Source organism: Pseudomonas sp. FJ2-5-13, assembly GCF_029201605.1.
In the GTDB taxonomy this organism is placed as follows: domain Bacteria; phylum Pseudomonadota; class Gammaproteobacteria; order Pseudomonadales; family Pseudomonadaceae; genus Aquipseudomonas; species Aquipseudomonas lactis.
This window is the reverse complement of record NZ_CP104045.1, coordinates 4,547,413-4,568,910: the sequence shown is the minus strand read 5'-3', so window position 1 is coordinate 4,568,910 and position 21,498 is coordinate 4,547,413. Positions and strand designations below refer to the sequence as shown.

At 55.5% G+C, this 21,498-nt stretch carries 16 protein-coding genes, 6 tRNA genes and 3 rRNA genes; 18 read left to right on the top strand and 7 right to left on the bottom strand.

What is annotated here, in order from left to right:
* Positions 1 to 67 precede the first annotated feature (67 nt).
* The 7 genes from alaS (at position 68) to mgtE (ending at position 6,663) form a co-directional block, all read left to right on the top strand.
* Positions 68 to 2,686, top strand: coding sequence for an alanine--tRNA ligase (gene alaS / locus N2A98_RS20170; protein ID WP_044267664.1), 2,619 nt, complete (start codon positions 68 to 70; stop codon positions 2,684 to 2,686).
* 94 nt (positions 2,687 to 2,780) lie between these two features.
* Complete coding sequence (locus N2A98_RS20165; RefSeq protein WP_003193595.1) at positions 2,781 to 4,022, top strand: aspartate kinase; 1,242 nt, start codon at positions 2,781 to 2,783, stop codon at positions 4,020 to 4,022.
* A gap of 174 nt (positions 4,023 to 4,196) precedes the next feature.
* Entirely contained in the window at positions 4,197 to 4,385 is a 189-nt protein-coding gene (gene csrA, locus N2A98_RS20160; protein ID WP_003175645.1) for a carbon storage regulator CsrA, read from the top strand.
* Positions 4,386 to 4,447: 62 nt separating this feature from the next.
* Positions 4,448 to 4,538: transfer RNA gene (locus N2A98_RS20155), tRNA-Ser, on the top strand.
* 108 nt (positions 4,539 to 4,646) lie between these two features.
* A tRNA-Arg gene (locus N2A98_RS20150) sits at positions 4,647 to 4,723 on the top strand.
* A gap of 72 nt (positions 4,724 to 4,795) precedes the next feature.
* A tRNA-Arg gene (locus tag N2A98_RS20145) sits at positions 4,796 to 4,872 on the top strand.
* 348 nt (positions 4,873 to 5,220) lie between these two features.
* A complete protein-coding gene (mgtE, locus tag N2A98_RS20140) occupies positions 5,221 to 6,663 on the top strand; it encodes a magnesium transporter (RefSeq protein WP_003193593.1) in 1,443 nt (480 codons plus the stop codon).
* A gap of 101 nt (positions 6,664 to 6,764) precedes the next feature.
* Here the strand turns inward: mgtE and N2A98_RS20135 are convergent, their stop codons facing one another.
* From N2A98_RS20135 to N2A98_RS20125, 3 genes are all read right to left on the bottom strand, one after another.
* Positions 6,765 to 7,091, bottom strand: coding sequence for an Arc family DNA-binding protein (locus N2A98_RS20135; protein ID WP_003193592.1), 327 nt, complete (start codon positions 7,089 to 7,091; stop codon positions 6,765 to 6,767).
* 393 nt (positions 7,092 to 7,484) lie between these two features.
* Positions 7,485 to 7,664, bottom strand: a complete 180-nt coding sequence (locus tag N2A98_RS20130) for a PA3371 family protein (RefSeq protein ID WP_003193590.1) — start codon at positions 7,662 to 7,664, stop codon at positions 7,485 to 7,487.
* A gap of 11 nt (positions 7,665 to 7,675) precedes the next feature.
* Entirely contained in the window at positions 7,676 to 7,903 is a 228-nt protein-coding gene (locus tag N2A98_RS20125; protein ID WP_078803655.1) for a hypothetical protein, read from the bottom strand.
* 322 nt (positions 7,904 to 8,225) lie between these two features.
* Between N2A98_RS20125 and N2A98_RS20120 the strand changes: the two genes are divergently transcribed.
* The 7 genes from N2A98_RS20120 to N2A98_RS20090 all read left to right on the top strand — a co-directional run bounded on the left by N2A98_RS20120 (position 8,226) and on the right by N2A98_RS20090 (position 15,790).
* A tRNA-Arg gene (locus N2A98_RS20120) sits at positions 8,226 to 8,302 on the top strand.
* Positions 8,303 to 8,868: 566 nt separating this feature from the next.
* Positions 8,869 to 10,405: ribosomal RNA gene (locus N2A98_RS20115) — 16S ribosomal RNA — on the top strand.
* An 81-nt stretch (positions 10,406 to 10,486) separates the two neighbouring features.
* A tRNA-Ile gene (locus N2A98_RS20110) sits at positions 10,487 to 10,563 on the top strand.
* Between the two features lie 30 nt (positions 10,564 to 10,593).
* Positions 10,594 to 10,669: transfer RNA gene (locus tag N2A98_RS20105), tRNA-Ala, on the top strand.
* Positions 10,670 to 10,916: 247 nt separating this feature from the next.
* Positions 10,917 to 13,808, top strand: a 23S ribosomal RNA gene (locus N2A98_RS20100).
* Between the two features lie 158 nt (positions 13,809 to 13,966).
* Positions 13,967 to 14,082: ribosomal RNA gene (gene rrf / locus N2A98_RS20095) — 5S ribosomal RNA — on the top strand.
* The 16S, 23S and 5S rRNA genes sit together here with 2 tRNA genes alongside, the layout of an rRNA operon.
* A gap of 334 nt (positions 14,083 to 14,416) precedes the next feature.
* The gene (locus N2A98_RS20090; protein WP_044267601.1) at positions 14,417 to 15,790 is read left to right on the top strand and encodes an MFS transporter; all 1,374 of its coding nucleotides are present in this window, start codon (positions 14,417 to 14,419) and stop codon (positions 15,788 to 15,790) included.
* Positions 15,791 to 15,849: 59 nt separating this feature from the next.
* On the opposite strand, the gene N2A98_RS20085 is transcribed toward N2A98_RS20090, so the two are convergent.
* From N2A98_RS20085 to flgA, 4 genes are all read right to left on the bottom strand, one after another.
* Positions 15,850 to 16,599 (bottom strand): flagellar brake protein, encoded by a 750-nt coding sequence (locus tag N2A98_RS20085; RefSeq protein WP_275622553.1) that lies wholly within the window; start codon positions 16,597 to 16,599, stop codon positions 15,850 to 15,852.
* Between the two features lie 96 nt (positions 16,600 to 16,695).
* Positions 16,696 to 17,166: a flagellar protein FlgN gene (locus N2A98_RS20080; protein ID WP_014719584.1), complete on the bottom strand. Its 471-nt coding sequence runs from the start codon at positions 17,164 to 17,166 to the stop codon at positions 16,696 to 16,698.
* A 48-nt stretch (positions 17,167 to 17,214) separates the two neighbouring features.
* Positions 17,215 to 17,538 (bottom strand): flagellar biosynthesis anti-sigma factor FlgM, encoded by a 324-nt coding sequence (gene flgM / locus N2A98_RS20075; RefSeq protein ID WP_003193581.1) that lies wholly within the window; start codon positions 17,536 to 17,538, stop codon positions 17,215 to 17,217.
* 141 nt (positions 17,539 to 17,679) lie between these two features.
* Positions 17,680 to 18,444, bottom strand: a complete 765-nt coding sequence (flgA, locus tag N2A98_RS20070; RefSeq protein ID WP_044267596.1) for a flagellar basal body P-ring formation chaperone FlgA — start codon at positions 18,442 to 18,444, stop codon at positions 17,680 to 17,682.
* 74 nt (positions 18,445 to 18,518) lie between these two features.
* Between flgA and N2A98_RS20065 the strand changes: the two genes are divergently transcribed.
* The 4 genes from N2A98_RS20065 to flgC all read left to right on the top strand — a co-directional run bounded on the left by N2A98_RS20065 (position 18,519) and on the right by flgC (position 21,483).
* The gene (locus N2A98_RS20065) at positions 18,519 to 19,451 is read left to right on the top strand and encodes a chemotaxis protein CheV (RefSeq protein ID WP_003193578.1); all 933 of its coding nucleotides are present in this window, start codon (positions 18,519 to 18,521) and stop codon (positions 19,449 to 19,451) included.
* Positions 19,452 to 19,493: 42 nt separating this feature from the next.
* On the top strand, positions 19,494 to 20,321 hold the full coding sequence (gene cheR / locus N2A98_RS20060; RefSeq protein WP_014719581.1) for a protein-glutamate O-methyltransferase CheR: 828 nt from the start codon (positions 19,494 to 19,496) through the stop codon (positions 20,319 to 20,321).
* 307 nt (positions 20,322 to 20,628) lie between these two features.
* Positions 20,629 to 21,036, top strand: coding sequence for a flagellar basal body rod protein FlgB (gene flgB / locus N2A98_RS20055; RefSeq protein WP_003193573.1), 408 nt, complete (start codon positions 20,629 to 20,631; stop codon positions 21,034 to 21,036).
* A 3-nt stretch (positions 21,037 to 21,039) separates the two neighbouring features.
* Positions 21,040 to 21,483: a flagellar basal body rod protein FlgC gene (flgC, locus tag N2A98_RS20050; protein WP_044267590.1), complete on the top strand. Its 444-nt coding sequence runs from the start codon at positions 21,040 to 21,042 to the stop codon at positions 21,481 to 21,483.
* Positions 21,484 to 21,498 lie beyond the last annotated feature (15 nt).

Genomic DNA, 21,498 nt, shown 5'->3' with positions numbered 1-21,498 from the left:
TTTGCCGTCGCTCCGTCTGATGATGTTGCGCACTGGCCTTTGGCCGCAGCCTCCGTGGAAGAACCTAATGAAAAGCGCAGAAATCCGTGAAGCCTTCCTTCGCTTCTTCGAAGAGCAAGGTCACACCCGTGTAGCCTCAAGCTCCTTGATCCCAGGCAATGACCCAACCCTGCTGTTCACTAACGCGGGGATGAACCAGTTCAAGGACTGCTTCCTGGGCCAGGAAAAGCGCGCCTACACCCGCGCCACCAGCAGCCAGAAGTGCGTACGCGCCGGCGGCAAGAACAGCGACCTGGAAAACGTCGGCTATACCGCCCGTCACCACACCTTTTTCGAGATGCTGGGTAACTTCAGCTTCGGCGACTATTTCAAGAAAGACGCGATCACCTTCGCCTGGACCTTCCTCACCGGCGTGCTGAAGCTGCCCAAGGAAAAACTCTGGGTCACCGTGTACGCGACGGACGACGAAGCGTATGACATCTGGACCCAGCAAATCGGTGTACCTGCCGAGCGCATGATCCGTATCGGCGACAACAAAGGCGCGCCTTACGCCTCCGATAACTTCTGGACCATGGGCGATACCGGCCCGTGCGGCCCGTGCACCGAGATTTTCTACGATCACGGCGCCGATATCTGGGGTGGCCCGCCAGGCTCGCCGGAAGAAGACGGCGACCGTTACATCGAGATCTGGAACAACGTGTTCATGCAATTCAACCGCACCGCCGACGGTGTGTTGCATCCGCTGCCGGCACCGTCGGTGGACACCGGCATGGGCCTGGAGCGGATCAGTGCGGTGATGCAGCACGTTCACTCCAACTACGAAATCGACCTGTTCACCAACCTGCTGAGCGCCTCGGCGGCGGCCATTGGCTGCGCCAATGAAGGCCAGTCTTCGCTCAAGGTGGTGTCGGACCACATCCGTTCCTGCGGTTTCCTGATTGCCGACGGCGTGCTGCCATCCAACGAAGGCCGTGGCTATGTGCTGCGTCGCATCATCCGTCGCGCGTGCCGTCACGGTAACAAGCTGGGCGCTACCGGCAGCTTCTTCTACAAGATCGTGGCCGCGCTGGTTGCCGAGATGGGCGATGCCTTCCCGGAACTCAAGCAACAGCAAAGCAACATCGAGCGGGTGCTCAAGGCTGAAGAAGAGCAATTCTCCAAGACCCTGGAGCACGGCCTGAAGATTCTCGAACAGGACCTGGCTGAGCTCAAAGGCACCGTGGTGCCGGGTGATGTCGTGTTCAAGCTGTACGACACCTATGGTTTCCCGATGGACCTGACCGCCGACATCGCCCGCGAGCGCGAGCTGACCGTCGACGAAGCCGGTTTTGAGCGTGAAATGGAAGCCCAGCGCGTGCGTGCACGTTCGGCCAGCTCCTTTGGCCTGGACTACAACACCCTGGTCAAGGTCGACGTACCGACCGAGTTCACCGGCTACAAGTCCACTGCGGGCTCGGCCAAGATCGTCGCCATCTATAAAGACGGCAAGTCGGTCGACGTATTGAGCGAAGGCGAAGAGGCGGTTGTGGTGCTGGACCAGACGCCGTTCTATGCCGAGTCGGGTGGCCAGATTGGCGATTGCGGTTTCCTGAGCTCGACATCCGGTCGTTTTGACGTGCGCGACACCACCAAGACCGGCGGCGCGTTCCTGCATCACGGTGTGCTGGTGCTGGGCAACTTGACCGTGGGCGCGCCGGTAGACACCCAGGTCGATGCCGACGTGCGGCATGCCACGGCGTTGAATCACTCGGCCACTCACTTGCTGCATGCCGCGTTGCGCCAGGTACTGGGCGAGCACGTGCAGCAAAAAGGTTCGTTGGTGGACAGCCAGCGCCTGCGCTTTGACTTCAGCCACTTTGAAGCGATCAAGCCTGAGCAGATCAAGGCACTGGAAGACATCGTCAACGCCGAGATTCGCAAGAACACCCCGGTTGAAACCGAAGAAACCGATATCGAGACCGCCAGGAACAAAGGCGCCATGGCGCTGTTTGGCGAGAAGTACGGCGACGAAGTCCGCGTGCTGAGCATGGGCGGCAGCTTCTCGGTAGAACTCTGTGGTGGTATCCACGCCAACCGTACCGGCGATATCGGCCTGCTGAAGATCATCAGCGAAGGCGGTGTGGCCTCGGGTGTGCGTCGTATTGAAGCGGTGACCGGTGCTGCGGCCCTGGCTTACCTCAATGCAGCCGAAGAACAACTCAAGGAAGCGGCCGGCCTGGTCAAGGGCAGCCGTGACAATCTGATCGACAAACTGTCTGCCGTGCTGGAGCGCAACCGTGCGCTGGAAAAACAGCTGGAGCAGTTGCAGGCCAAGGCGGCCAGCGCTGCAGGTGATGACCTGTCGGCAGCGGCGGTTGACGTCAAGGACGTAAAGGTCCTGGCGGCGCGCCTGGACGGCCAGGACGGCAAGGCGCTGTTGGCCTTGGTCGATCAGTTGAAGAACAAGCTCGGCCGCGCAGTGATCCTGCTCGGCAGTGTCCATGAGGATAAGGTCGTTCTGGTTGCTGGTGTAACCAAGGACCTGACTGGCCAACTCAAAGCCGGTGATTTGATGAAGCAAGCCGCTGCGACAGTGGGCGGCAAGGGCGGTGGTCGTCCGGACATGGCGCAAGGCGGTGGTGTCGATGCCGCAGCTCTGGACGCGGCGCTGGCCTTGACCGTGCCATTTGTCGAGGCAGGTATTTAAGGCACTGTTAACCGGCCCGTGGTTTAGTCACGGGCTTGTTCAGTGCGGGTGGATTGATATTAGGCGCCCCTTTACGGGCTGAGGCGGCTTGGAAATGGCTTTGATCGTACAGAAATTTGGAGGCACCTCGGTCGGTTCTGTCGAAAGAATCGAGCAGGTCGCCGACAAGGTTAAGAAGTTCCGCGATGCCGGTGATGACCTGGTAGTGGTGCTGTCGGCCATGAGTGGCGAGACCAATCGCCTGATCGATCTGGCCAAGGCCATCAGTGGTGATCAACAGCCGCTGCCGCGTGAGCTGGATGTGATCGTCTCCACGGGCGAGCAGGTGACCATTGCGCTGTTGGCCATGGCGCTGAACAAGCGTGGCGTGCCAGCGGTGTCCTACACGGGTAGCCAAGTGCGCATTCTTACAGACAGCGCACATACCAAGGCGCGGATCCTGCAAATTGATGATCAGAAAATTCGTACTGATCTGAAAGCAGGGCGCGTGGTAGTTGTAGCGGGTTTCCAGGGCGTGGATGAACACGGCAACATCACCACGCTCGGTCGTGGCGGTTCGGACACCACCGGTGTGGCCCTGGCAGCAGCGCTCAAGGCTGACGAATGCCAGATCTATACCGATGTGGATGGCGTCTACACCACTGACCCACGCGTCGTGCCAGTGGCCCAGCGCCTGGACAAGATCACCTTTGAAGAAATGCTGGAAATGGCCAGCCTTGGTTCCAAGGTGTTGCAGATTCGCGCGGTGGAGTTCGCCGGCAAGTACAACGTTCCGCTGCGCGTATTGCACAGCTTCAAGGAGGGTCCGGGCACCCTCATTACTATTGATGAAGAGGAATCCATGGAACAGCCGATCATTTCCGGCATCGCTTTCAATCGCGATGAAGCCAAGCTGACGATCCGTGGCGTGCCAGACACCCCGGGCGTGGCTTTCAAGATTCTGGGCCCTGTCAGCGATGCGAATGTTGAAGTCGACATGATCGTGCAGAACGTTTCGCACGATAACACCACCGATTTCACCTTCACTGTGCACCGCAACGAATACGATGCGGCATTGAAAATCCTGCAGAACACGGCGAGCGAGATTGGCGCCCGTGAAGTGGTCGGCGATACCAAGATTGCCAAGGTGTCGATCGTAGGGGTGGGCATGCGCTCCCATGCTGGCGTTGCCAGCCGTATGTTCGGGGCCCTTGCCAAGGAAGGTATCAACATCCAGATGATTTCCACCTCGGAAATCAAAGTCTCGGTAGTGCTCGAAGAGAAGTACCTGGAACTGGCTGTACGCGCGCTGCATACCGCTTTTGAGCTGGATGCTCCGGCCCGACAGGGCGAGTGATGCGTTGCCAGGAAGGCGCGGTTTACCGCGCCTTTCATTTTTTTGTGGGGTACATGGTCTTTTGCATGGGCTCGACAATACTTAGCGAGTAGGGCTACGACCTTTTGGTTGTAGGTTGAATGCTTTTTTTTTGCAGACTGTTGTTCCTGAACTGAAATGCGTGAGGTGAAAGGTATGCTGATTCTGACTCGTCGTTGCGCAGAAAGCCTGATTATCGGTGATGGCGAAATCACCGTGACCGTGCTCGGCGTCAAAGGTAATCAAGTACGTATTGGGGTTAATGCTCCGAAAGAGGTGGCGGTCCACCGCGAGGAAATCTACCTGCGGATCAAGAAAGAGAAGGACGAAGAACCAAGCCTTTAATTTTTATCGTTTTTTATGTTTGCAAACGGGGAGGAACGTGGTTAATATACGCCCCGTGTTGCGGAGAGCTGGCCGAGTGGCCGAAGGCGCTCCCCTGCTAAGGGAGTACACCTCAAAAGGGTGTCGGGGGTTCGAATCCCCCGTTCTCCGCCATTATTTGCTTAGTACGTTGCAATCTGGTTTTTTCGGTAAGTTGTTGAAAATACTCGAAAAAATAGCTTTACATAGAGATTGAACGGCCTATAATGCGCGGCAACAAATGCACTCGTAGCTCAGCTGGATAGAGTACTCGGCTACGAACCGAGCGGTCACAGGTTCGAATCCTGTCGAGTGCACCATTTAAGAGTTAGTTGCAGCGATGCAGGTAGCTTGGCTTCAACCAGTTGTGATCTGGTCTAAAAACACAATCTGCACTCGTAGCTCAGCTGGATAGAGTACTCGGCTACGAACCGAGCGGTCACAGGTTCGAATCCTGTCGAGTGCACCATACAAACAAAAAGCCCGCCTAGTGCGGGCTTTTTGCCGTCTGGGGTTTGTGTAGCTTTTATCCGGTGTTCTCCTTTTTCTCCCTCCTCATGTGTTTTCCCTCGCGCCTGCGTCGTCGCAGTTCATAGATGCAGACAATACTGAGCTTTAGCGTGCAAGCGCTTGTTCTTTCCAGTTTTTTAACGTTTAAAACGTCCGGGCGGTGTATCATGCGCCCGTCAGCCCCGCCGGGGCTTGTGGAATACCTCCATGGACTTACCCAGTAGTTACTCAGTACCCCGTTTTACCAATCATGAATTGACTGATTGATCCTTCCGGCGTGCCCCGCTGCTGGGAGTGGAGTTCGCCTATGACCGAAGTAGAAGTAAAGAAAACACAAGAAAGCCTGCAGGATCGTCTGGCTCAAGTTATCGAGCTGCTGCAGCGCCAGCGCGTGGTCGAAGACCTCACGCACCGCCAGGAAGGTCCGAACCACGACCGCGTCGAAAACCTGGTTCACCGGCAAAACCTCGTCGAGTTGCAACGCAAGCTCGATGACCTGCACTCCGCCGACGTCGCTTATATTCTTGAAGCCTTGCCGCTGGATGACCGACTGACCCTGTGGCAGTTGGTCAAGGCTGACCGCGACGGTGACATCCTGCTGGAAGTGTCGGACTCGGTGCGTGAGACGCTCATCGCCGACATGGATGACCACGAACTCCTGGCTGCCGCCAAGGAGATGGATGCGGACGAACTGGCTGACCTGGCCCCTGAGCTGCCCCGTGATGTTGTCCATGAGTTGATGGAGGCGCTCGATACGCAGCAGCGTGAGCGTGTGCGTTCTGCGCTGTCGTACGACGAGGACCAGGTCGGCGCCCTGATGGACTTCGAGATGGTCACCATCCGCGAAGACGTCAGCCTTGAAGTGGTGTTGCGTTACCTGCGCCGTCTCAAAGAATTGCCCGGCCACACCGACAAACTGTTTGTGGTCGACTATGAGGGGATCCTCAAGGGCGTTTTGCCGATCAAGCGCCTATTGGTCAATGATCCGGAGAAGAAAGTTGCTGACCTGATGGCCAGTGATACCGTGAGTTTCCATCCGGACGAAGATGCCTACGACGCGGCCCAGGCATTCGAGCGTTACGACTTGATCTCGGCGCCGGTGGTGGATAAGAACGGCAAGTTGATCGGTCGTCTGACCATCGATGAAATCGTCGACTTGATCCGTGAGGAAAGTGAAACCGAAGTCCTCAACATGGCAGGTTTGCGTGAAGAGGAAGATATTTTCGCGTCGGTCTGGCGTTCACTGCATAACCGCTGGGCCTGGCTGGCTATCAATCTGATTACCGCGTTTATCGCATCTCGCGTGATCGGGTTGTTTGAAGGCTCCATCGAGAAACTGGTGGCCTTGGCGGCGTTGATGCCGATTGTGGCGGGCATTGGCGGTAACTCCGGGAACCAGACCATCACCATGATCGTGCGCGCCATGGCGCTGGACCAGGTCAGTACCGCCAATTCTTCACGACTGCTGCGCAAGGAACTGGCGGTAGGCCTCATAAACGGATTGGTGTGGGGCGGCGTGATTGGCGTGGTGGCCTACTTGCTCTACGGCAGTTGGTCCCTGGGCGTGGTCATGACTGCAGCCATGACCCTTAACCTGTTGCTGGCGGCCTTGATGGGAGTGTTGATCCCTATGACCCTGGCGCGTCTAGGTCGCGATCCCGCCATGGGGGCCAGTGTGATGATCACGGCCATGACTGACAGTGGTGGCTTCTTCATCTTCCTGGGCCTGGCAACGATCTTCCTGCTCTGACCCTTCCAGCGGGGGCAAACCTGCCCTCGCTTTGCTTCTTATTCCCAAATGCCAGGCAAAAAAAAGCCAGCACATGGCTGGCTTCGGCTTTCAGGTGTCAATCAATTGGCTTCTGCGGCCGCCTCCACGTCATGCGCGATAAGCGAGACGAGAGCATTTTGCTGGCGGTGGGAGAGCTGACGAAAACGCTGCAGCAGTTCGCGTTCGTGCAGTGACAGCTCGGGGCTGTCCAGGCGCATGCTCAACTCTTCACCCAAGGCACCTTCCTGAATAAGGCTTTGTTCCAGGCGTGCGATGATTTCGGAGTTCATGCTGCGGTGATGATTGCGAGCCACCTCGGCAATGCGTTCCCGCATTCCGTCTGGCAGACGTACGACGAATTTGTCAGCCGTACGGCTGGAATAAATTGCCTGTTTCAATGGGCGCATATATTTAACCGGTTAGTTCAGGGGAGCGGTTTCTGGAATTGGCCGCAAGATGAGTGTTAAGACAAGGCTCACGACCAAAGTTCAACCCGAATTGCAAAGAGGCCGCATCATGCCTCAGATTTGACATTTCATTGGCGTCAATTCTGTGACAAATATTGAACCGCCTACAGGCTTTATGCCAGCACTGATTTGCGTTTTTGCGGACTGGTTGGAAAAAATCCCGCGAGTGCAGCGAAGCTCGTCAATCTTCGCCCAAGCCTGCACGGCATCCGGGTTGAAGGGCGCCCGTCCTATAGCGATATGGCCTTTTGCCCTCAAGCTTAAGGTTAGTAGCTGTTCGCCTATTTACGAGTGTCAGGCGACATAAGGTAGGGGGGGAGATGGGGAAGGGGGTTAGCGCAGGAGCGGATCGAATTTGATTCGGCGACCCTTGATGAGTGTCAGTACCAGTAGGCTGCCCAGCACGGCGCTGGCGACGAAGGCTAGGGTTTGAGTTTGTTGTGATGTAGCTCCCAGGCCTAGCGCAACAGATAGGAGCGTCAGGCACAGAAACAACCAGGCAGATTTCGACATGAATAGTGTTCTCAGAAAACCCAATGCTCGGCCGCTGGCGCTGATTGTGTATCTTGGGTCAGGCGGATGGGGGACTGGGGGTTTGCAGTCATCAGTGCCAACTGAGGGCGCTGTTGCAGATGGTGGGGAATGGCTTGGCTGATTTGCGCACTGTCTTCAGTATTGGTCGGCTGAAAATGAAACGTCACCACCGTAGCCAGTGCCACAGCGTTCAGTGCTAGTAGAAGGGCGCTGTTCATCATCATAGTCTCCACGGTGCCTGGAACGATTGGTTTTGTGCTTATGACTTTGCAGATGTCGTGCCAATCTATTATTCCAATAAAAACAAGGAGTTAAGTTTGTTTTTTGAGGGCGCTGGGTTGCAGTTTGCAATGATGGCATATTGGCGCAGTGCAATTTGCACGATGAGGACGAAAGTCTTGGCATGCTGAATGAGGCTATGAACGTACGCGCAAGGATTGGCCTACAGTCAAAATGCCAACGGACGACATGACAAAACCAGCCTCGGCCGTTAAGATGCACGCCGTCTGTCGCTAGCCCTTCAGGGTAAGCGTGGCATTTGTCCCAGTAGCTCAATTGGATAGAGCATCCCCCTCCTAAGGGGAAGGTTGGCCGTTCGAACCGGCCCTGGGACACCATCTCTGTAAAGCTTTCCCCTCCTGGTATTCGCCGGTCTCAACAACAGTCATCCTCGTTCCTCGCCTGTGCGGGATCCAGCCGCGCTTCTTTCGGTTGAGATCCAGATGCATTTGTGTGGGTGGGAATAATTCACGTCCCTAGGTTGTGCGCTCCTTCTATATAGAAGAGGCGGTGGGGCACCCTGGTTTTTATAGGCGAGTAAGTGTTTCGCTTTTTTTAAGATAAGGGGGTTGACGTTCATGGTGATCCCTGTAGAATTCGCCTCCCGCTTACGAGAGATCGCAAGCGCAAGTGGTTGAAGTTGTTGAAGAAATCTTCGAAAACTTCTGAAAATAACCACTTGACAGCAAATGAGGCTGCTGTAGAATGCGCGCCTCGGTTGAGACGAAAGATCTTAACCAACCGCTCTTTAACAACTGAATCAAGCAATTCGTGTGGGTGCTTGTGGAGTCAGACTGATAGTCAACAAGATTATCAGCATCACAAGTTACTCCGCGAGAAATCAAAGATGTAACCAACGATTGCTGAGCCAAGTTTAGGGTTTCTTAAAAACCCAAAGATGTTTGAACTGAAGAGTTTGATCATGGCTCAGATTGAACGCTGGCGGCAGGCCTAACACATGCAAGTCGAGCGGTAGAGAGAAGCTTGCTTCTCTTGAGAGCGGCGGACGGGTGAGTAATGCCTAGGAATCTGCCTGGTAGTGGGGGATAACGTTCGGAAACGGACGCTAATACCGCATACGTCCTACGGGAGAAAGCAGGGGACCTTCGGGCCTTGCGCTATCAGATGAGCCTAGGTCGGATTAGCTAGTTGGTGAGGTAATGGCTCACCAAGGCGACGATCCGTAACTGGTCTGAGAGGATGATCAGTCACACTGGAACTGAGACACGGTCCAGACTCCTACGGGAGGCAGCAGTGGGGAATATTGGACAATGGGCGAAAGCCTGATCCAGCCATGCCGCGTGTGTGAAGAAGGTCTTCGGATTGTAAAGCACTTTAAGTTGGGAGGAAGGGTTGTAGATTAATACTCTACAATTTTGACGTTACCGACAGAATAAGCACCGGCTAACTCTGTGCCAGCAGCCGCGGTAATACAGAGGGTGCAAGCGTTAATCGGAATTACTGGGCGTAAAGCGCGCGTAGGTGGTTTGTTAAGTTGGATGTGAAATCCCCGGGCTCAACCTGGGAGCTGCATTCAAAACTGACTGACTAGAGTATGGTAGAGGGTGGTGGAATTTCCTGTGTAGCGGTGAAATGCGTAGATATAGGAAGGAACACCAGTGGCGAAGGCGACCACCTGGACTAATACTGACACTGAGGTGCGAAAGCGTGGGGAGCAAACAGGATTAGATACCCTGGTAGTCCACGCCGTAAACGATGTCAACTAGCCGTTGGAAGCCTTGAGCTTTTAGTGGCGCAGCTAACGCATTAAGTTGACCGCCTGGGGAGTACGGCCGCAAGGTTAAAACTCAAATGAATTGACGGGGGCCCGCACAAGCGGTGGAGCATGTGGTTTAATTCGAAGCAACGCGAAGAACCTTACCAGGCCTTGACATCCAATGAACTTTCTAGAGATAGATTGGTGCCTTCGGGAACATTGAGACAGGTGCTGCATGGCTGTCGTCAGCTCGTGTCGTGAGATGTTGGGTTAAGTCCCGTAACGAGCGCAACCCTTGTCCTTAGTTACCAGCACGTAATGGTGGGCACTCTAAGGAGACTGCCGGTGACAAACCGGAGGAAGGTGGGGATGACGTCAAGTCATCATGGCCCTTACGGCCTGGGCTACACACGTGCTACAATGGTCGGTACAGAGGGTTGCCAAGCCGCGAGGTGGAGCTAATCCCATAAAACCGATCGTAGTCCGGATCGCAGTCTGCAACTCGACTGCGTGAAGTCGGAATCGCTAGTAATCGCGAATCAGAATGTCGCGGTGAATACGTTCCCGGGCCTTGTACACACCGCCCGTCACACCATGGGAGTGGGTTGCACCAGAAGTAGCTAGTCTAACCTTCGGGAGGACGGTTACCACGGTGTGATTCATGACTGGGGTGAAGTCGTAACAAGGTAGCCGTAGGGGAACCTGCGGCTGGATCACCTCCTTAATCGACGACATCAGCTGCTCCATAAGTTCCCACACGAATTGCTTGATTCATTGAAGAAGACGAAAGAAGCAGCCCGAAATTGGGTCTGTAGCTCAGTTGGTTAGAGCGCACCCCTGATAAGGGTGAGGTCGGCAGTTCGAATCTGCCCAGACCCACCAATTTTGTGTGGGAAACGCCTGTAGAAATACGGGGCCATAGCTCAGCTGGGAGAGCGCCTGCCTTGCACGCAGGAGGTCAACGGTTCGATCCCGTTTGGCTCCACCACTACTGCTTCTGTTTGTATAAAGCTTAGAAATGAGCATTCCATCGTGGTGATGGTGAATGTTGATTTCTAGTCTTTGACTAGTTCGTTCTTTAAAAATTTGGGTATGTGATAGAAAGATAGACTGAACGTTACTTTCACTGGTAACGGATCAGGCTAAGGTAAAATTTGTGAGTTCTCTTAACTGAGAAATTCGAATTTTCGGCGAATGTCGTCTTCACAGTATAACCAGATTGCTTGGGGTTATATGGTCAAGTGAAGAAGCGCATACGGTGGATGCCTTGGCAGTCAGAGGCGATGAAAGACGTGGTAGCCTGCGAAAAGCTTCGGGGAGTCGGCAAACAGACTTTGATCCGGAGATGTCTGAATGGGGGAACCCAGCCATCATAAGATGGTTATCTTGTACTGAATACATAGGTGCAAGAGGCGAACCAGGGGAACTGAAACATCTAAGTACCCTGAGGAAAAGAAATCAACCGAGATTCCCTTAGTAGTGGCGAGCGAACGGGGACTAGCCCTTAAGTGGCTTTGAGATTAGCGGAACGCTCTGGAAAGTGCGGCCATAGTGGGTGATAGCCCTGTACGCGAAAATCTCTTAGTCATGAAATCGAGTAGGACGGAGCACGAGAAACTTTGTCTGAATATGGGGGGACCATCCTCCAAGGCTAAATACTACTGACTGACCGATAGTGAACTAGTACCGTGAGGGAAAGGCGAAAAGAACCCCGGAGAGGGGAGTGAAATAGATCCTGAAACCGTATGCGTACAAGCAGTGGGAGCCCACTTTGTTGGGTGACTGCGTACCTTTTGTATAATGGGTCAGCGACTTATTTTCAGTGGCGAGCTTAACCGAATAGGGGAGGCGTAGCGAAAGCGAGTCTTAATAGGGCGTCTAGTCGCTGGGAATAGACCCGAAACCGGGCGATCTATCCATGGGCAGGTTGAAGGTTGGGTAACACTAACTGGAGGACCGAACCGACTACCGTTGAAAAGTTAGCGGATGACCTGTGGATCGGAGTGAAAGGCTAATCAAGCTCGGAGATAGCTGGTTCTCCTCGAAAGCTATTTAGGTAGCGCCTCATGTATCACTGTAGGGGGTAGAGCACTGTTTCGGCTAGGGGGTCATCCCGACTTACCAAACCGATGCAAACTCCGAATACCTACAAGTGCCGAGCATGGGAGACACACGGCGGGTGCTAACGTCCGTCGTGAAAAGGGAAACAACCCAGACCGTCAGCTAAGGTCCCAAAGTTATGGTTAAGTGGGAAACGATGTGGGAAGGCTTAGACAGCTAGGAGGTTGGCTTAGAAGCAGCCACCCTTTAAAGAAAGCGTAATAGCTCACTAGTCGAGTCGGCCTGCGCGGAAGATGTAACGGGGCTCAAACCATACACCGAAGCTACGGGTATCACGTAAGTGATGCGGTAGAGGAGCGTTCTGTAAGCCTGTGAAGGTGAGTTGAGAAGCTTGCTGGAGGTATCAGAAGTGCGAATGCTGACATGAGTAACGATAATGGGTGTGAAAAACACCCACGCCGAAAGACCAAGGTTTCCTGCGCAACGTTAATCGACGCAGGGTTAGTCGGTCCCTAAGGCGAGGCTGAAAAGCGTAGTCGATGGAAAACAGGTTAATATTCCTGTACTTCTGGTTATTGCGATGGAGGGACGGAGAAGGCTAGGCCAGCTTGGCGTTGGTTGTCCAAGTTTAAGGTGGTAGGCTGGAATCTTAGGTAAATCCGGGATTCTAAGGCCGAGAGCTGATGACGAGTTAACTTTTAGTTAACGAAGTGGTTGATGCCATGCTTCCAAGAAAAGCTTCTAAGCTTCAGGTAACCAGGAACCGTACCCCAAACCGACACAGGTGGTTGGGTAGAGAATACCAAGGCGCTTGAGAGAACTCGGGTGAAGGAACTAGGCAAAATGGCACCGTAACTTCGGGAGAAGGTGCGCCGGTGAGGGTGAAGGACTTGCTCCGTAAGCTCATGCCGGTCGAAGATACCAGGCCGCTGCGACTGTTTATTAAAAACACAGCACTCTGCAAACACGAAAGTGGACGTATAGGGTGTGACGCCTGCCCGGTGCCGGAAGGTTAATTGATGGGGTTAGCTAACGCGAAGCTCTTGATCGAAGCCCCGGTAAACGGCGGCCGTAACTATAACGGTCCTAAGGTAGCGAAATTCCTTGTCGGGTAAGTTCCGACCTGCACGAATGGCGTAACGATGGCGGCGCTGTCTCCACCCGAGACTCAGTGAAATTGAAATCGCTGTGAAGATGCAGTGTATCCGCGGCTAGACGGAAAGACCCCGTGAACCTTTACTATAGCTTTGCACTGGACTTTGAATTTGCTTGTGTAGGATAGGTGGGAGGCTTTGAAGCGTGGACGCCAGTCTGCGTGGAGCCATCCTTGAAATACCACCCTGGCAACTTTGAGGTTCTAACTCAGGTCCGTTATCCGGATCGAGGACAGTGTATGGTGGGTAGTTTGACTGGGGCGGTCTCCTCCTAAAGAGTAACGGAGGAGTACGAAGGTGCGCTCAGACCGGTCGGAAATCGGTCGTAGAGTATAAAGGCAAAAGCGCGCTTGACTGCGAGACAGACACGTCGAGCAGGTACGAAAGTAGGTCTTAGTGATCCGGTGGTTCTGTATGGAAGGGCCATCGCTCAACGGATAAAAGGTACTCCGGGGATAACAGGCTGATACCGCCCAAGAGTTCATATCGACGGCGGTGTTTGGCACCTCGATGTCGGCTCATCACATCCTGGGGCTGAAGCCGGTCCCAAGGGTATGGCTGTTCGCCATTTAAAGTGGTACGCGAGCTGGGTTTAGAACGTCGTGAGACAGTTCGGTCCCTATCTGCCGTGGACGTTTGAGATTTGAGAGGGGCTGCTCCTAGTACGAGAGGACCGGAGTGGACGAACCTCTGGTGTTCCGGTTGTCACGCCAGTGGCATTGCCGGGTAGCTATGTTCGGAATAGATAACCGCTGAAAGCATCTAAGCGGGAAACTAGCCTCAAGATGAGATCTCACTGGAACCTTGAGTTCCCTGAAGGGCCGTCGAAGACTACGACGTTGATAGGTTGGGTGTGTAAGCGCTGTGAGGCGTTGAGCTAACCAATACTAATTGCCCGTGAGGCTTGACCATATAACACCCAAGCAATTTGACTACTCTAACGAGCATCAGATTGCGGTGTGTGAAGACGAAGATGAACCGAAAGTTCGACGCTCACAAAACACCGAAAGCTGTCACATACCCAATTTGCTGAAGCGAGGCCAGCTGGCCGCGACTCAGTACCCGAATTTCTTGACGACCATAGAGCATTGGAACCACCTGATCCCATCCCGAACTCAGCAGTGAAACGATGCATCGCCGATGGTAGTGTGGGGTTTCCCCATGTGAGAGTAGGTCATCGTCAAGATTAAATTCCGAAACCCCAATTGCGAAAGCAGTTGGGGTTTTGTTTTGGGCGCTCGAAAAGAACGCCAACTTCCAAAGCCTGCATAGCGTTCCATTGAAGCCTTTTGTACAGATACCTGAATACCAGTCGAACCTTGCGTGTGATCAAGGTTCACAGGTGGTGCGCCGTGTATTTATCTCCACGGTTATGTACCTCACAGACACTCACGTAGCGTCTGAGCTGTGAAACAAAATAATCCCCGTAAACAGGCCCTGCCGCCTGTCCGGATTCAACTGCCCCGGACTATCATGCTGATAGCCCTACCCCTTACCGCAAGGAGCCGCTCGGAACGCCGATGCGCCAGATCTGGAAATCTTTTCGAGCCCTTTATTTCGCCTCCTTGATGATGCTGATCGGCTCCGGCCTGCTTAGTACTTATCTGGCTTTGCGCCTGGCAGCAGACAATGTCGACAGCCTGTGGGTGGGTGCACTGATGGCTGCCAACTATTTTGGCTTGGTGTTGGGCGGCAAGCTCGGGCACCGCCTGATTGCCCGGGTCGGGCATATTCGTGCCTACGCCACCTGCGCGGGGATCGTCGGCGCAGCAGTGCTGGGTCACGGTTTGGTTGATTGGCTGCCAGCCTGGATTGTGCTGCGGATGATCGTGGGCCTGGGGATGATGTGCCAGTACATGGTTATCGAGAGTTGGCTCAATGAGCAGGCAGATGCCAAGCAGCGTGGCGTAGTGTTCAGCGGCTACATGATTGCGTCCTACCTTGGGCTGGTACTGGGCCAGTTGATCCTGGTCATGCATCCCCATCTGGGGCTTGAGCTGTTAATGCTCGTGGCGCTGTGCTTCGCGCTGTGCCTAGTCCCGGTGGCCATGACCCGGCGCATTCACCCGGCCCCACTGCACCCTGCCCCGATGGAGCCGCGCTTTTTTATCAAGCGCGTGCCGCAGTCGCTCAGCACCGTGTTGGGTGCTGGGTTGATCGTCGGTTCGTTCTACGGCTTGGCACCGCTCTACGCCTCTCAGCAGGGCCTGACGACCGAGCAAGTCGGCCTGTTCATGGGTAGCTGCATTTTTGCCGGATTGGTCGTGCAGTGGCCGCTGGGCTGGTTGTCGGACCGCTATGACCGCGCACTGCTGATTCGTTGCTTTGCCTTGTGCCTGGCGGTGACGGCCTTGCCGTTGGCAATCATGACGCAGGTTCCGCTGGAAGTGTTGTTCGTGGCCGGCTTCTTCTGTTCGCTGGTGCAGTTCTGCCTTTACCCTTTGGCAGTGGCCTTTTCCAATGATCACGTGGAAGGCGATCGCCGGGTGTCACTGACGGCCATGTTGCTGGTGACCTACGGGATCGGCGCCAGCGTGGGGCCGCTGTTGGCCGGCGTGGTGATGAAGCTATTCGGCAGCCAGATGCTCTACGCGTTTTTCAGCCTGTGTGCGTTGATCCTGGTGTGGCGCATTCGACCCAAGGCTGTGACCAACCTGCATCAGGTCGACGACGCACCGCTGCATCACGTGGCAATGCCCGACAGCATGTCCAGTTCGCCCTTGGTGGCTGCCCTTGACCCGCGGGTGGATGAGCAGGTGGTACAGGAGCAGATGCAAGTGACTGTGCCTGATCCAGAGGCTGCCCCTGAAACCGAGGAGCCGACGAGCGAAGAACCGCACGAGCCACCCGACCCGGACGAACATCCTCATGACTTGAGCAGGGCGCGCCCCTGAACGAAAAACGGGCAGATCCCATCAGGATCTGCCCGTTTTTTTATCTCAGCGTCTAACGCTTAAAGATCGTCGTCTTTATCGAAGCGCCGAGCTTCACGCTGTAATTGGTAGACAAAGCGCTCCACTTGACGCTGCACCAAACCACTCATGTTGTGAAAGCGCACGCCGGCAAAGGTGGTATTGATCTTGTCTTCAAAGTGCAGGTAGCGCAGTTCCACGGAGGTGGTCATGCTGCCGAAGGGCAGGGCAGCGATAAAGCGGTCATAGACCTGGCCCAACTGCAAACGCTCGGAGATATCGCCTTCAAAGCGCAATTTGCAGCCGGTTGCCGAGATATCCAGCAGCTTACCGCTGATTGGCGCCTTGAGCTTCTCGCCACCCAACTGAATGTCCACCAATTGCGCGAGCTTGAGAGCGGCGCGGAAGGCATTGCGTCGTTGATGGTAAACCACTTCGCCGGGCAGGCTGCCGCTGTAGATACGGTGGCCGGCTTTTTCGCTGATGGTCAAGGTGCCGTTGCTTTCCCAGGCAACCCGCACACCCTCATGGAAACCTTCGATACGGAAAGCTTCGCCATTCTCAAGATAGCGTTCACCGTCACGGGGAATCATTTCGTCCAGCACCAGCGTCTTGCTGTCCCGGTCGATGTCCACCAGGTAGCTCTGGAAGCGCTGGCTGCGTTCGTGGAAAGTAATGATCAGTGGGTCATGGCTTTCTTGCAGCATCCGCAACGTGCTGGCGATTTCCAGAGGCGTGGTGAGCACCTTGGGTGGCTGCGGTGCATCTTCCGCATTAAGGGCGTTGAACACGGTTCTTCCATCTCCAGGCAAAATACGACTACACGCAAGAACCGGCATTTTGCCAGTATGTAGCGCGCCTTGGATAGGTCACGCTGTAAACCGGCGTCAGGCTTGGCTGCGGGTGCTTGGCTTGACCAGGCGTGAGGTGGAGCCTTGGGCGTTATACAGGGCCGGAGGCTCTCCGCCGTGCAATATGCGCAGCTGATTGGCGGTGGTGGCTTGCTGGAGCTGGATCGACTGACCGTTGAGCAGGTTGGCTTCCTGGCACTGGGCAAGCAAATGATTGAGCTCTTTGCTTTGTGCCAGCAGTTGATCGCCAACTGAAGAGTGGCTGGCCAGTTGTGCCAGGCCGTCATGATCGGCAGGCAGGCCCAGGCTGATCAGAATCTCACTGCGCTTCTTGCCATGCTGTTCGAGCAAGACAATCAGCGACTGTTTGCGCGCCAGGATTTCTTCCAGCAAGGGCATATCCCGGCCGTACAAGGCCAGGGATTCTTCCTTGAGCAACTCGAGCAATTGTTGCGTCGGTGCCAGATCATCAATGATCAGTTGGAGCAAATGTTCGTCGTGGTGCATGGCTGGCCTTGGGTTTTAAGCGTCCAAAAGCCCTGCGCAGGCCTTTGCCTAGCGCTCGGCTTCGAAGTTGAGCAGCTTGCTGGCTACACGGTTGCTGTCGACTTTATAGCTGCCATCGGCGATCGCCTGTTTCAACTCGGCCACGCGGGCTTTATTGACGACGGGTTGATCGCGCAGCGAGTCAGTGACCTTCTGCAACTGTTGAGCCTCATTGCTCAGGTGTACCGATTCCCCACTCTGGCTGGCGGCGGCCTGCTCTGCTTTGGCAGGCAAGGGCTGCGGCTTGGCTTCTACGCTGTCCTTGGCACCGCCGGTGCGCGTATTGCCGGGCAAGGCCGGGGCGTTATTCAAACGACTGAAATCAATGACCATGTTGAAAAACCTCTGGGTATTTGGACGCTTGCCATGTTTTCGGCCATACCCGGGCAAACTTTAGGCTCGATTGACAATAAACCTGTTCGGCTCAATATCCAGCACACAGTGTAGGAAAAGCTGGCATTTGATTCCAGTCATCTATAGCGCCACCTCGACCTGGCCTGGCGCGGTGACTCTCGCCTTGATCACGCGATTGGAGTTGAGGTTCTTGACGCGGATCTGTTCGCTCATGCCGCCGTTGGACAACGCCTCGCCCGGCATTCTGACGTTCAGGCCGCCACTGCTGGCGGAAATCACCACCTGGTCACCTTTGCGAATCACCTCGGCCTGTTCCAGATGAACCAGCGTGAGGACTTGGTCGGTGACCACCGGTCGCGTGAGTTTCTGCCCGACGGCCTGGTCCAGCGACGTCAGGTAGCCCTGGTTGATCAGGCTGATGTCCCGCTCGCGCAACGCCACATCTTCGTAGCCGATGATGCCGGTGCGCTTCAACGGTCGCGCCACGACCACCACGTCGCGAAACAGCTTGACCTGAGCCGGTACAAAAACCGTCCAGGGCGAGGCGCCCTCACAGCGCACCTTTACGGTCACACGGCCGATGGGCTGGGCGGGGCTTTCCAGGGTGGCTGTCAATTCCTTGTCGCACAGTGGCATGCGCAAGCGTGGGTCCAACTGGTTGACCTGAATCTCATAACGCCCCGGCGTCTGGGTGGTCGCCAGATAATCTTCTACAGTGAACTCAAGAAAGCCTTGGGTGACGCCGATAAGTAGATCAGGCAGGGTAACGTTGTCGGCGCGGGCCGTGACGCCCAGGCCCGAGACAAGCAGCGCCAGCGCGGCGCAGAGCAGTCTGCGGTAGCGTGAGCGGCCAGGGTGTCGGGAAACTGTCGTTTTAATATCCATACTCAGTAAATAGCAAAGCTCGTGCCGTTTAGTGTTGGGTACGCGTCGTACCCCTAGGATTTAGGAGTCTGGGCATGGCAGGTGTAATGGATTCAGTAAACCAGCGCACACAGCTGGTAGGGCAGAATCGCCTGGAGTTGTTGCTTTTCCGCCTGGATGGCAATCAGTTGTATGGCATCAACGTGTTTAAAGTGCGTGAAGTGCTGCAATGTCCCAAGTTGACGATCATGCCCAAGTCCAGTCCGGTGGTGTGTGGCGTGGCCAACATTCGTGGCGCGACCATTCCGATTCTTGACCTGGCAATGGCCACAGGGGCCGCGGGTTTGCAAGACCGCCAGAACCCTTTCGTGATCATCACCGAATACAACACCAAGACCCAGGGTTTCCTGGTGCGCTCGGTGGAGCGCATCGTCAATATGAACTGGGAAGAGATCCATCCGCCGCCCAAGGGCACGGGGCGCGATCACTACCTGACGGCGGTGACGCGGGTCGATAACCAGTTGGTGGAAATTATCGACGTGGAGAAGATCCTCGCCGAAGTGGCCCCTACCTCGGAAACCATCTCCGTTGGCGTGGTGGATGCCGAAACGGCACACAAGGCGGTTTCGCTGCGCGTGTTGACCGTGGACGACTCTTCCGTGGCGCGCAAGCAGGTCACACGTTGCCTGCAAACCGTCGGGGTGGAGGTGGTAGCCCTCAATGACGGCCGACAAGCCCTGGATTACCTGCGCAAGCTGGCGGACGAAGGCAAGAAGCCCGAAGAAGAATTCTTGATGATGATCTCTGACATCGAGATGCCGGAAATGGATGGCTACACGCTCACGGCCGAGATACGTAACGATCCACGCATGCAAAAATTGCATATCATCCTGCATACTTCGTTGTCGGGGGTATTCAATCAGGCAATGGTCAAGAAGGTCGGTGCGGATGACTTTCTGGCCAAATTCCGTCCTGATGACCTCGCATCCCGGGTAGTCGACCGGATCAAGGCAGCAGATCACGGCTAGGGGATGTCCCCTGGCGGTCACACGATTTAAGAGGCGGCATCATTGTCTACGGGTAATTTGGATTTCGAACAGTTCCGGGTCTTCCTGGAAAAAGCCTGTGGCATATTGCTCGGTGAAAACAAGCAGTACCTGGTATCCAGCCGCCTCAACAAGCTGATGGAACAGCAGGGCATCAAATCCCTGGGTGAGTTGGTCCAGCGGATCCAGGGTCAGCCGCGCAGTGGGCTTAAAGAAATGGTGGTTGATGCCATGACCACCAACGAAACCTTATGGTTTCGCGATACCTATCCCTTTGAAGTGCTCAAGAACAAAGTGTTGCCGGAAGCCATCAAGGCCAGCCCGGGCCAGCGCCTGCGTATCTGGTCGGCGGCCTGTTCTTCGGGGCAGGAGCCGTACTCGATCTCGATGTCCATCGACGAGTTCGAGCGAACCAACATGGGCCAGTTGAAAGCCGGCGCGCAAATTGTGGCCACGGATTTGTCCGGCACCATGCTCACCAACTGCAAGACCGGTGAGTACGACAGCCTGGCGCTGGGCCGAGGGTTGTCTCAGGAACGCCTGCAACGCTACTTCGATCCCAAAGGGGCAGGGCGTTGGGCGATCAAGGCGCCGATCAAGAACCGCGTCGAATTTCGCTCGTTCAACCTGCTCGACAGCTACGCCAGCCTGGGCAAGTTCGACATGGTGTTCTGCCGCAACGTGCTGATCTATTTCTCGGCTGAAGTGAAGAAAGACATCCTGTTGCGCATCCACGGCACCCTCAAGCGCGGAGGTTATCTGTTCCTCGGTGCTTCCGAGGCGCTCAATGGGCTGCCGGATCACTTCCAGATGGTGCAATGCAGCCCGGGGATCATCTACCAGGCCAAGTAAGCCGCACCCGATCAAAAATGTGGGAGCGGGCTTGCTCGCGAATGCGTTCTGTCAGCCAGAGATAAATTGGCTGACCCACCGCATTCGCGAGCAAGCCCGCTCCCACATTTGTTATGCGCCAGCCCTACTGAAAGCGGCAAGCCCCATTGCCGCTTTACTGGCACTACGCGGAAATCGCTTGCCGCTTTTCTGGCAGAGTCGCCGGCAACTCCCCTGGAAACCCTTGATATACGGGCTCCCGCAAGATTGGCATGCACCTTGCTATAACCCTGCTAACGAACAGCAGGTCAGCCTAAAGGTTTCCGCCATGAGCATCAGCTTCGATAAAGCGCTCGGTATCCACGAACAAGCTCTGGGCTTCCGCGCCCAGCGTGCCGAGGTCCTGGCCAACAACATTGCCAACGCCGACACCCCGAACTACAAGGCTCGGGACTTGGACTTCTCCGCTGTGCTCGCCGCACAACAGGACAAGACCAAGAACGGCACCTTCGCCTTGAATATGACCAACAGCCGTCACATTGAAGCGCAAGGCCTGAGCAAGGGTGACGAGTCGCTGCTGTATCGCACACCGATGCAGCCGTCGATCGACCAGAACACCGTCGACGCCCAGCTGGAGCAATCGAACTACGCCGAAAACTCGGTGAACTTCCAGGCCAGCTTCACCCTGCTCAACAGCAAATTCAAAGGGCTGATGTCAGCCCTGCGTGGAGAGTAAGCCATGTCCCTGTCCAGTGTTTTCAATATTGCCGGCAGTGGCATGAGCGCGCAGACCACGCGTTTGAACACCGTCGCCAGTAACATCGCCAACGCCGAAACCGTCTCCTCGAGCATTGACCAGACCTATCGCGCCCGCCACCCGGTGTTCGCCACCATGTTCCAGGGGGGGCAGGCAAGCGGCAGCGATTCGTTGTTCCAGAACCAGGACGCCGCCGGCTCCGGTGTGCAGGTGTTGGGCGTGGTCGAAGACCAGAGCAATCTGGAGGCCCGTTACGAGCCCAACCACCCGGCCGCGAACGAAAAGGGCTACGTCTACTACCCCAACGTCAACGTGGTTGAGGAAATGGCTGACATGATCTCCGCCAGTCGCTCGTTCCAGACCAACGCGGAAATGATGAACACCGCCAAAACCATGATGCAGAAGGTTCTGACCCTGGGTCAGTGATAAGGGGCGCCAAAT

What these genes read in the sequence shown, in the direction of transcription:
- alaS (WP_044267664.1), top strand. Translation starts at nt 68, where the DNA reads ATGAAAAGCGCAGAAATCCGTGAAGCCTTCCTTCGCTTCTTCGAAGAG.
- N2A98_RS20165 (WP_003193595.1), top strand. Translation starts at nt 2,781, where the DNA reads ATGGCTTTGATCGTACAGAAATTTGGAGGCACCTCGGTCGGTTCTGTC.
- csrA (WP_003175645.1), top strand. Translation starts at nt 4,197, where the DNA reads ATGCTGATTCTGACTCGTCGTTGCGCAGAAAGCCTGATTATCGGTGAT.
- mgtE (WP_003193593.1), top strand. Translation starts at nt 5,221, where the DNA reads ATGACCGAAGTAGAAGTAAAGAAAACACAAGAAAGCCTGCAGGATCGT.
- N2A98_RS20135 (WP_003193592.1), bottom strand. Translation starts at nt 7,091, where the DNA reads ATGCGCCCATTGAAACAGGCAATTTATTCCAGCCGTACGGCTGACAAA.
- N2A98_RS20130 (WP_003193590.1), bottom strand. Translation starts at nt 7,664, where the DNA reads ATGTCGAAATCTGCCTGGTTGTTTCTGTGCCTGACGCTCCTATCTGTT.
- N2A98_RS20125 (WP_078803655.1), bottom strand. Translation starts at nt 7,903, where the DNA reads ATGAACAGCGCCCTTCTACTAGCACTGAACGCTGTGGCACTGGCTACG.
- N2A98_RS20090 (WP_044267601.1), top strand. Translation starts at nt 14,417, where the DNA reads ATGCGCCAGATCTGGAAATCTTTTCGAGCCCTTTATTTCGCCTCCTTG.
- N2A98_RS20080 (WP_014719584.1), bottom strand. Translation starts at nt 17,166, where the DNA reads ATGCACCACGACGAACATTTGCTCCAACTGATCATTGATGATCTGGCA.
- flgM (WP_003193581.1), bottom strand. Translation starts at nt 17,538, where the DNA reads ATGGTCATTGATTTCAGTCGTTTGAATAACGCCCCGGCCTTGCCCGGC.
- flgA (WP_044267596.1), bottom strand. Translation starts at nt 18,444, where the DNA reads ATGGATATTAAAACGACAGTTTCCCGACACCCTGGCCGCTCACGCTAC.
- N2A98_RS20065 (WP_003193578.1), top strand. Translation starts at nt 18,519, where the DNA reads ATGGCAGGTGTAATGGATTCAGTAAACCAGCGCACACAGCTGGTAGGG.
- flgB (WP_003193573.1), top strand. Translation starts at nt 20,629, where the DNA reads ATGAGCATCAGCTTCGATAAAGCGCTCGGTATCCACGAACAAGCTCTG.
- flgC (WP_044267590.1), top strand. Translation starts at nt 21,040, where the DNA reads ATGTCCCTGTCCAGTGTTTTCAATATTGCCGGCAGTGGCATGAGCGCG.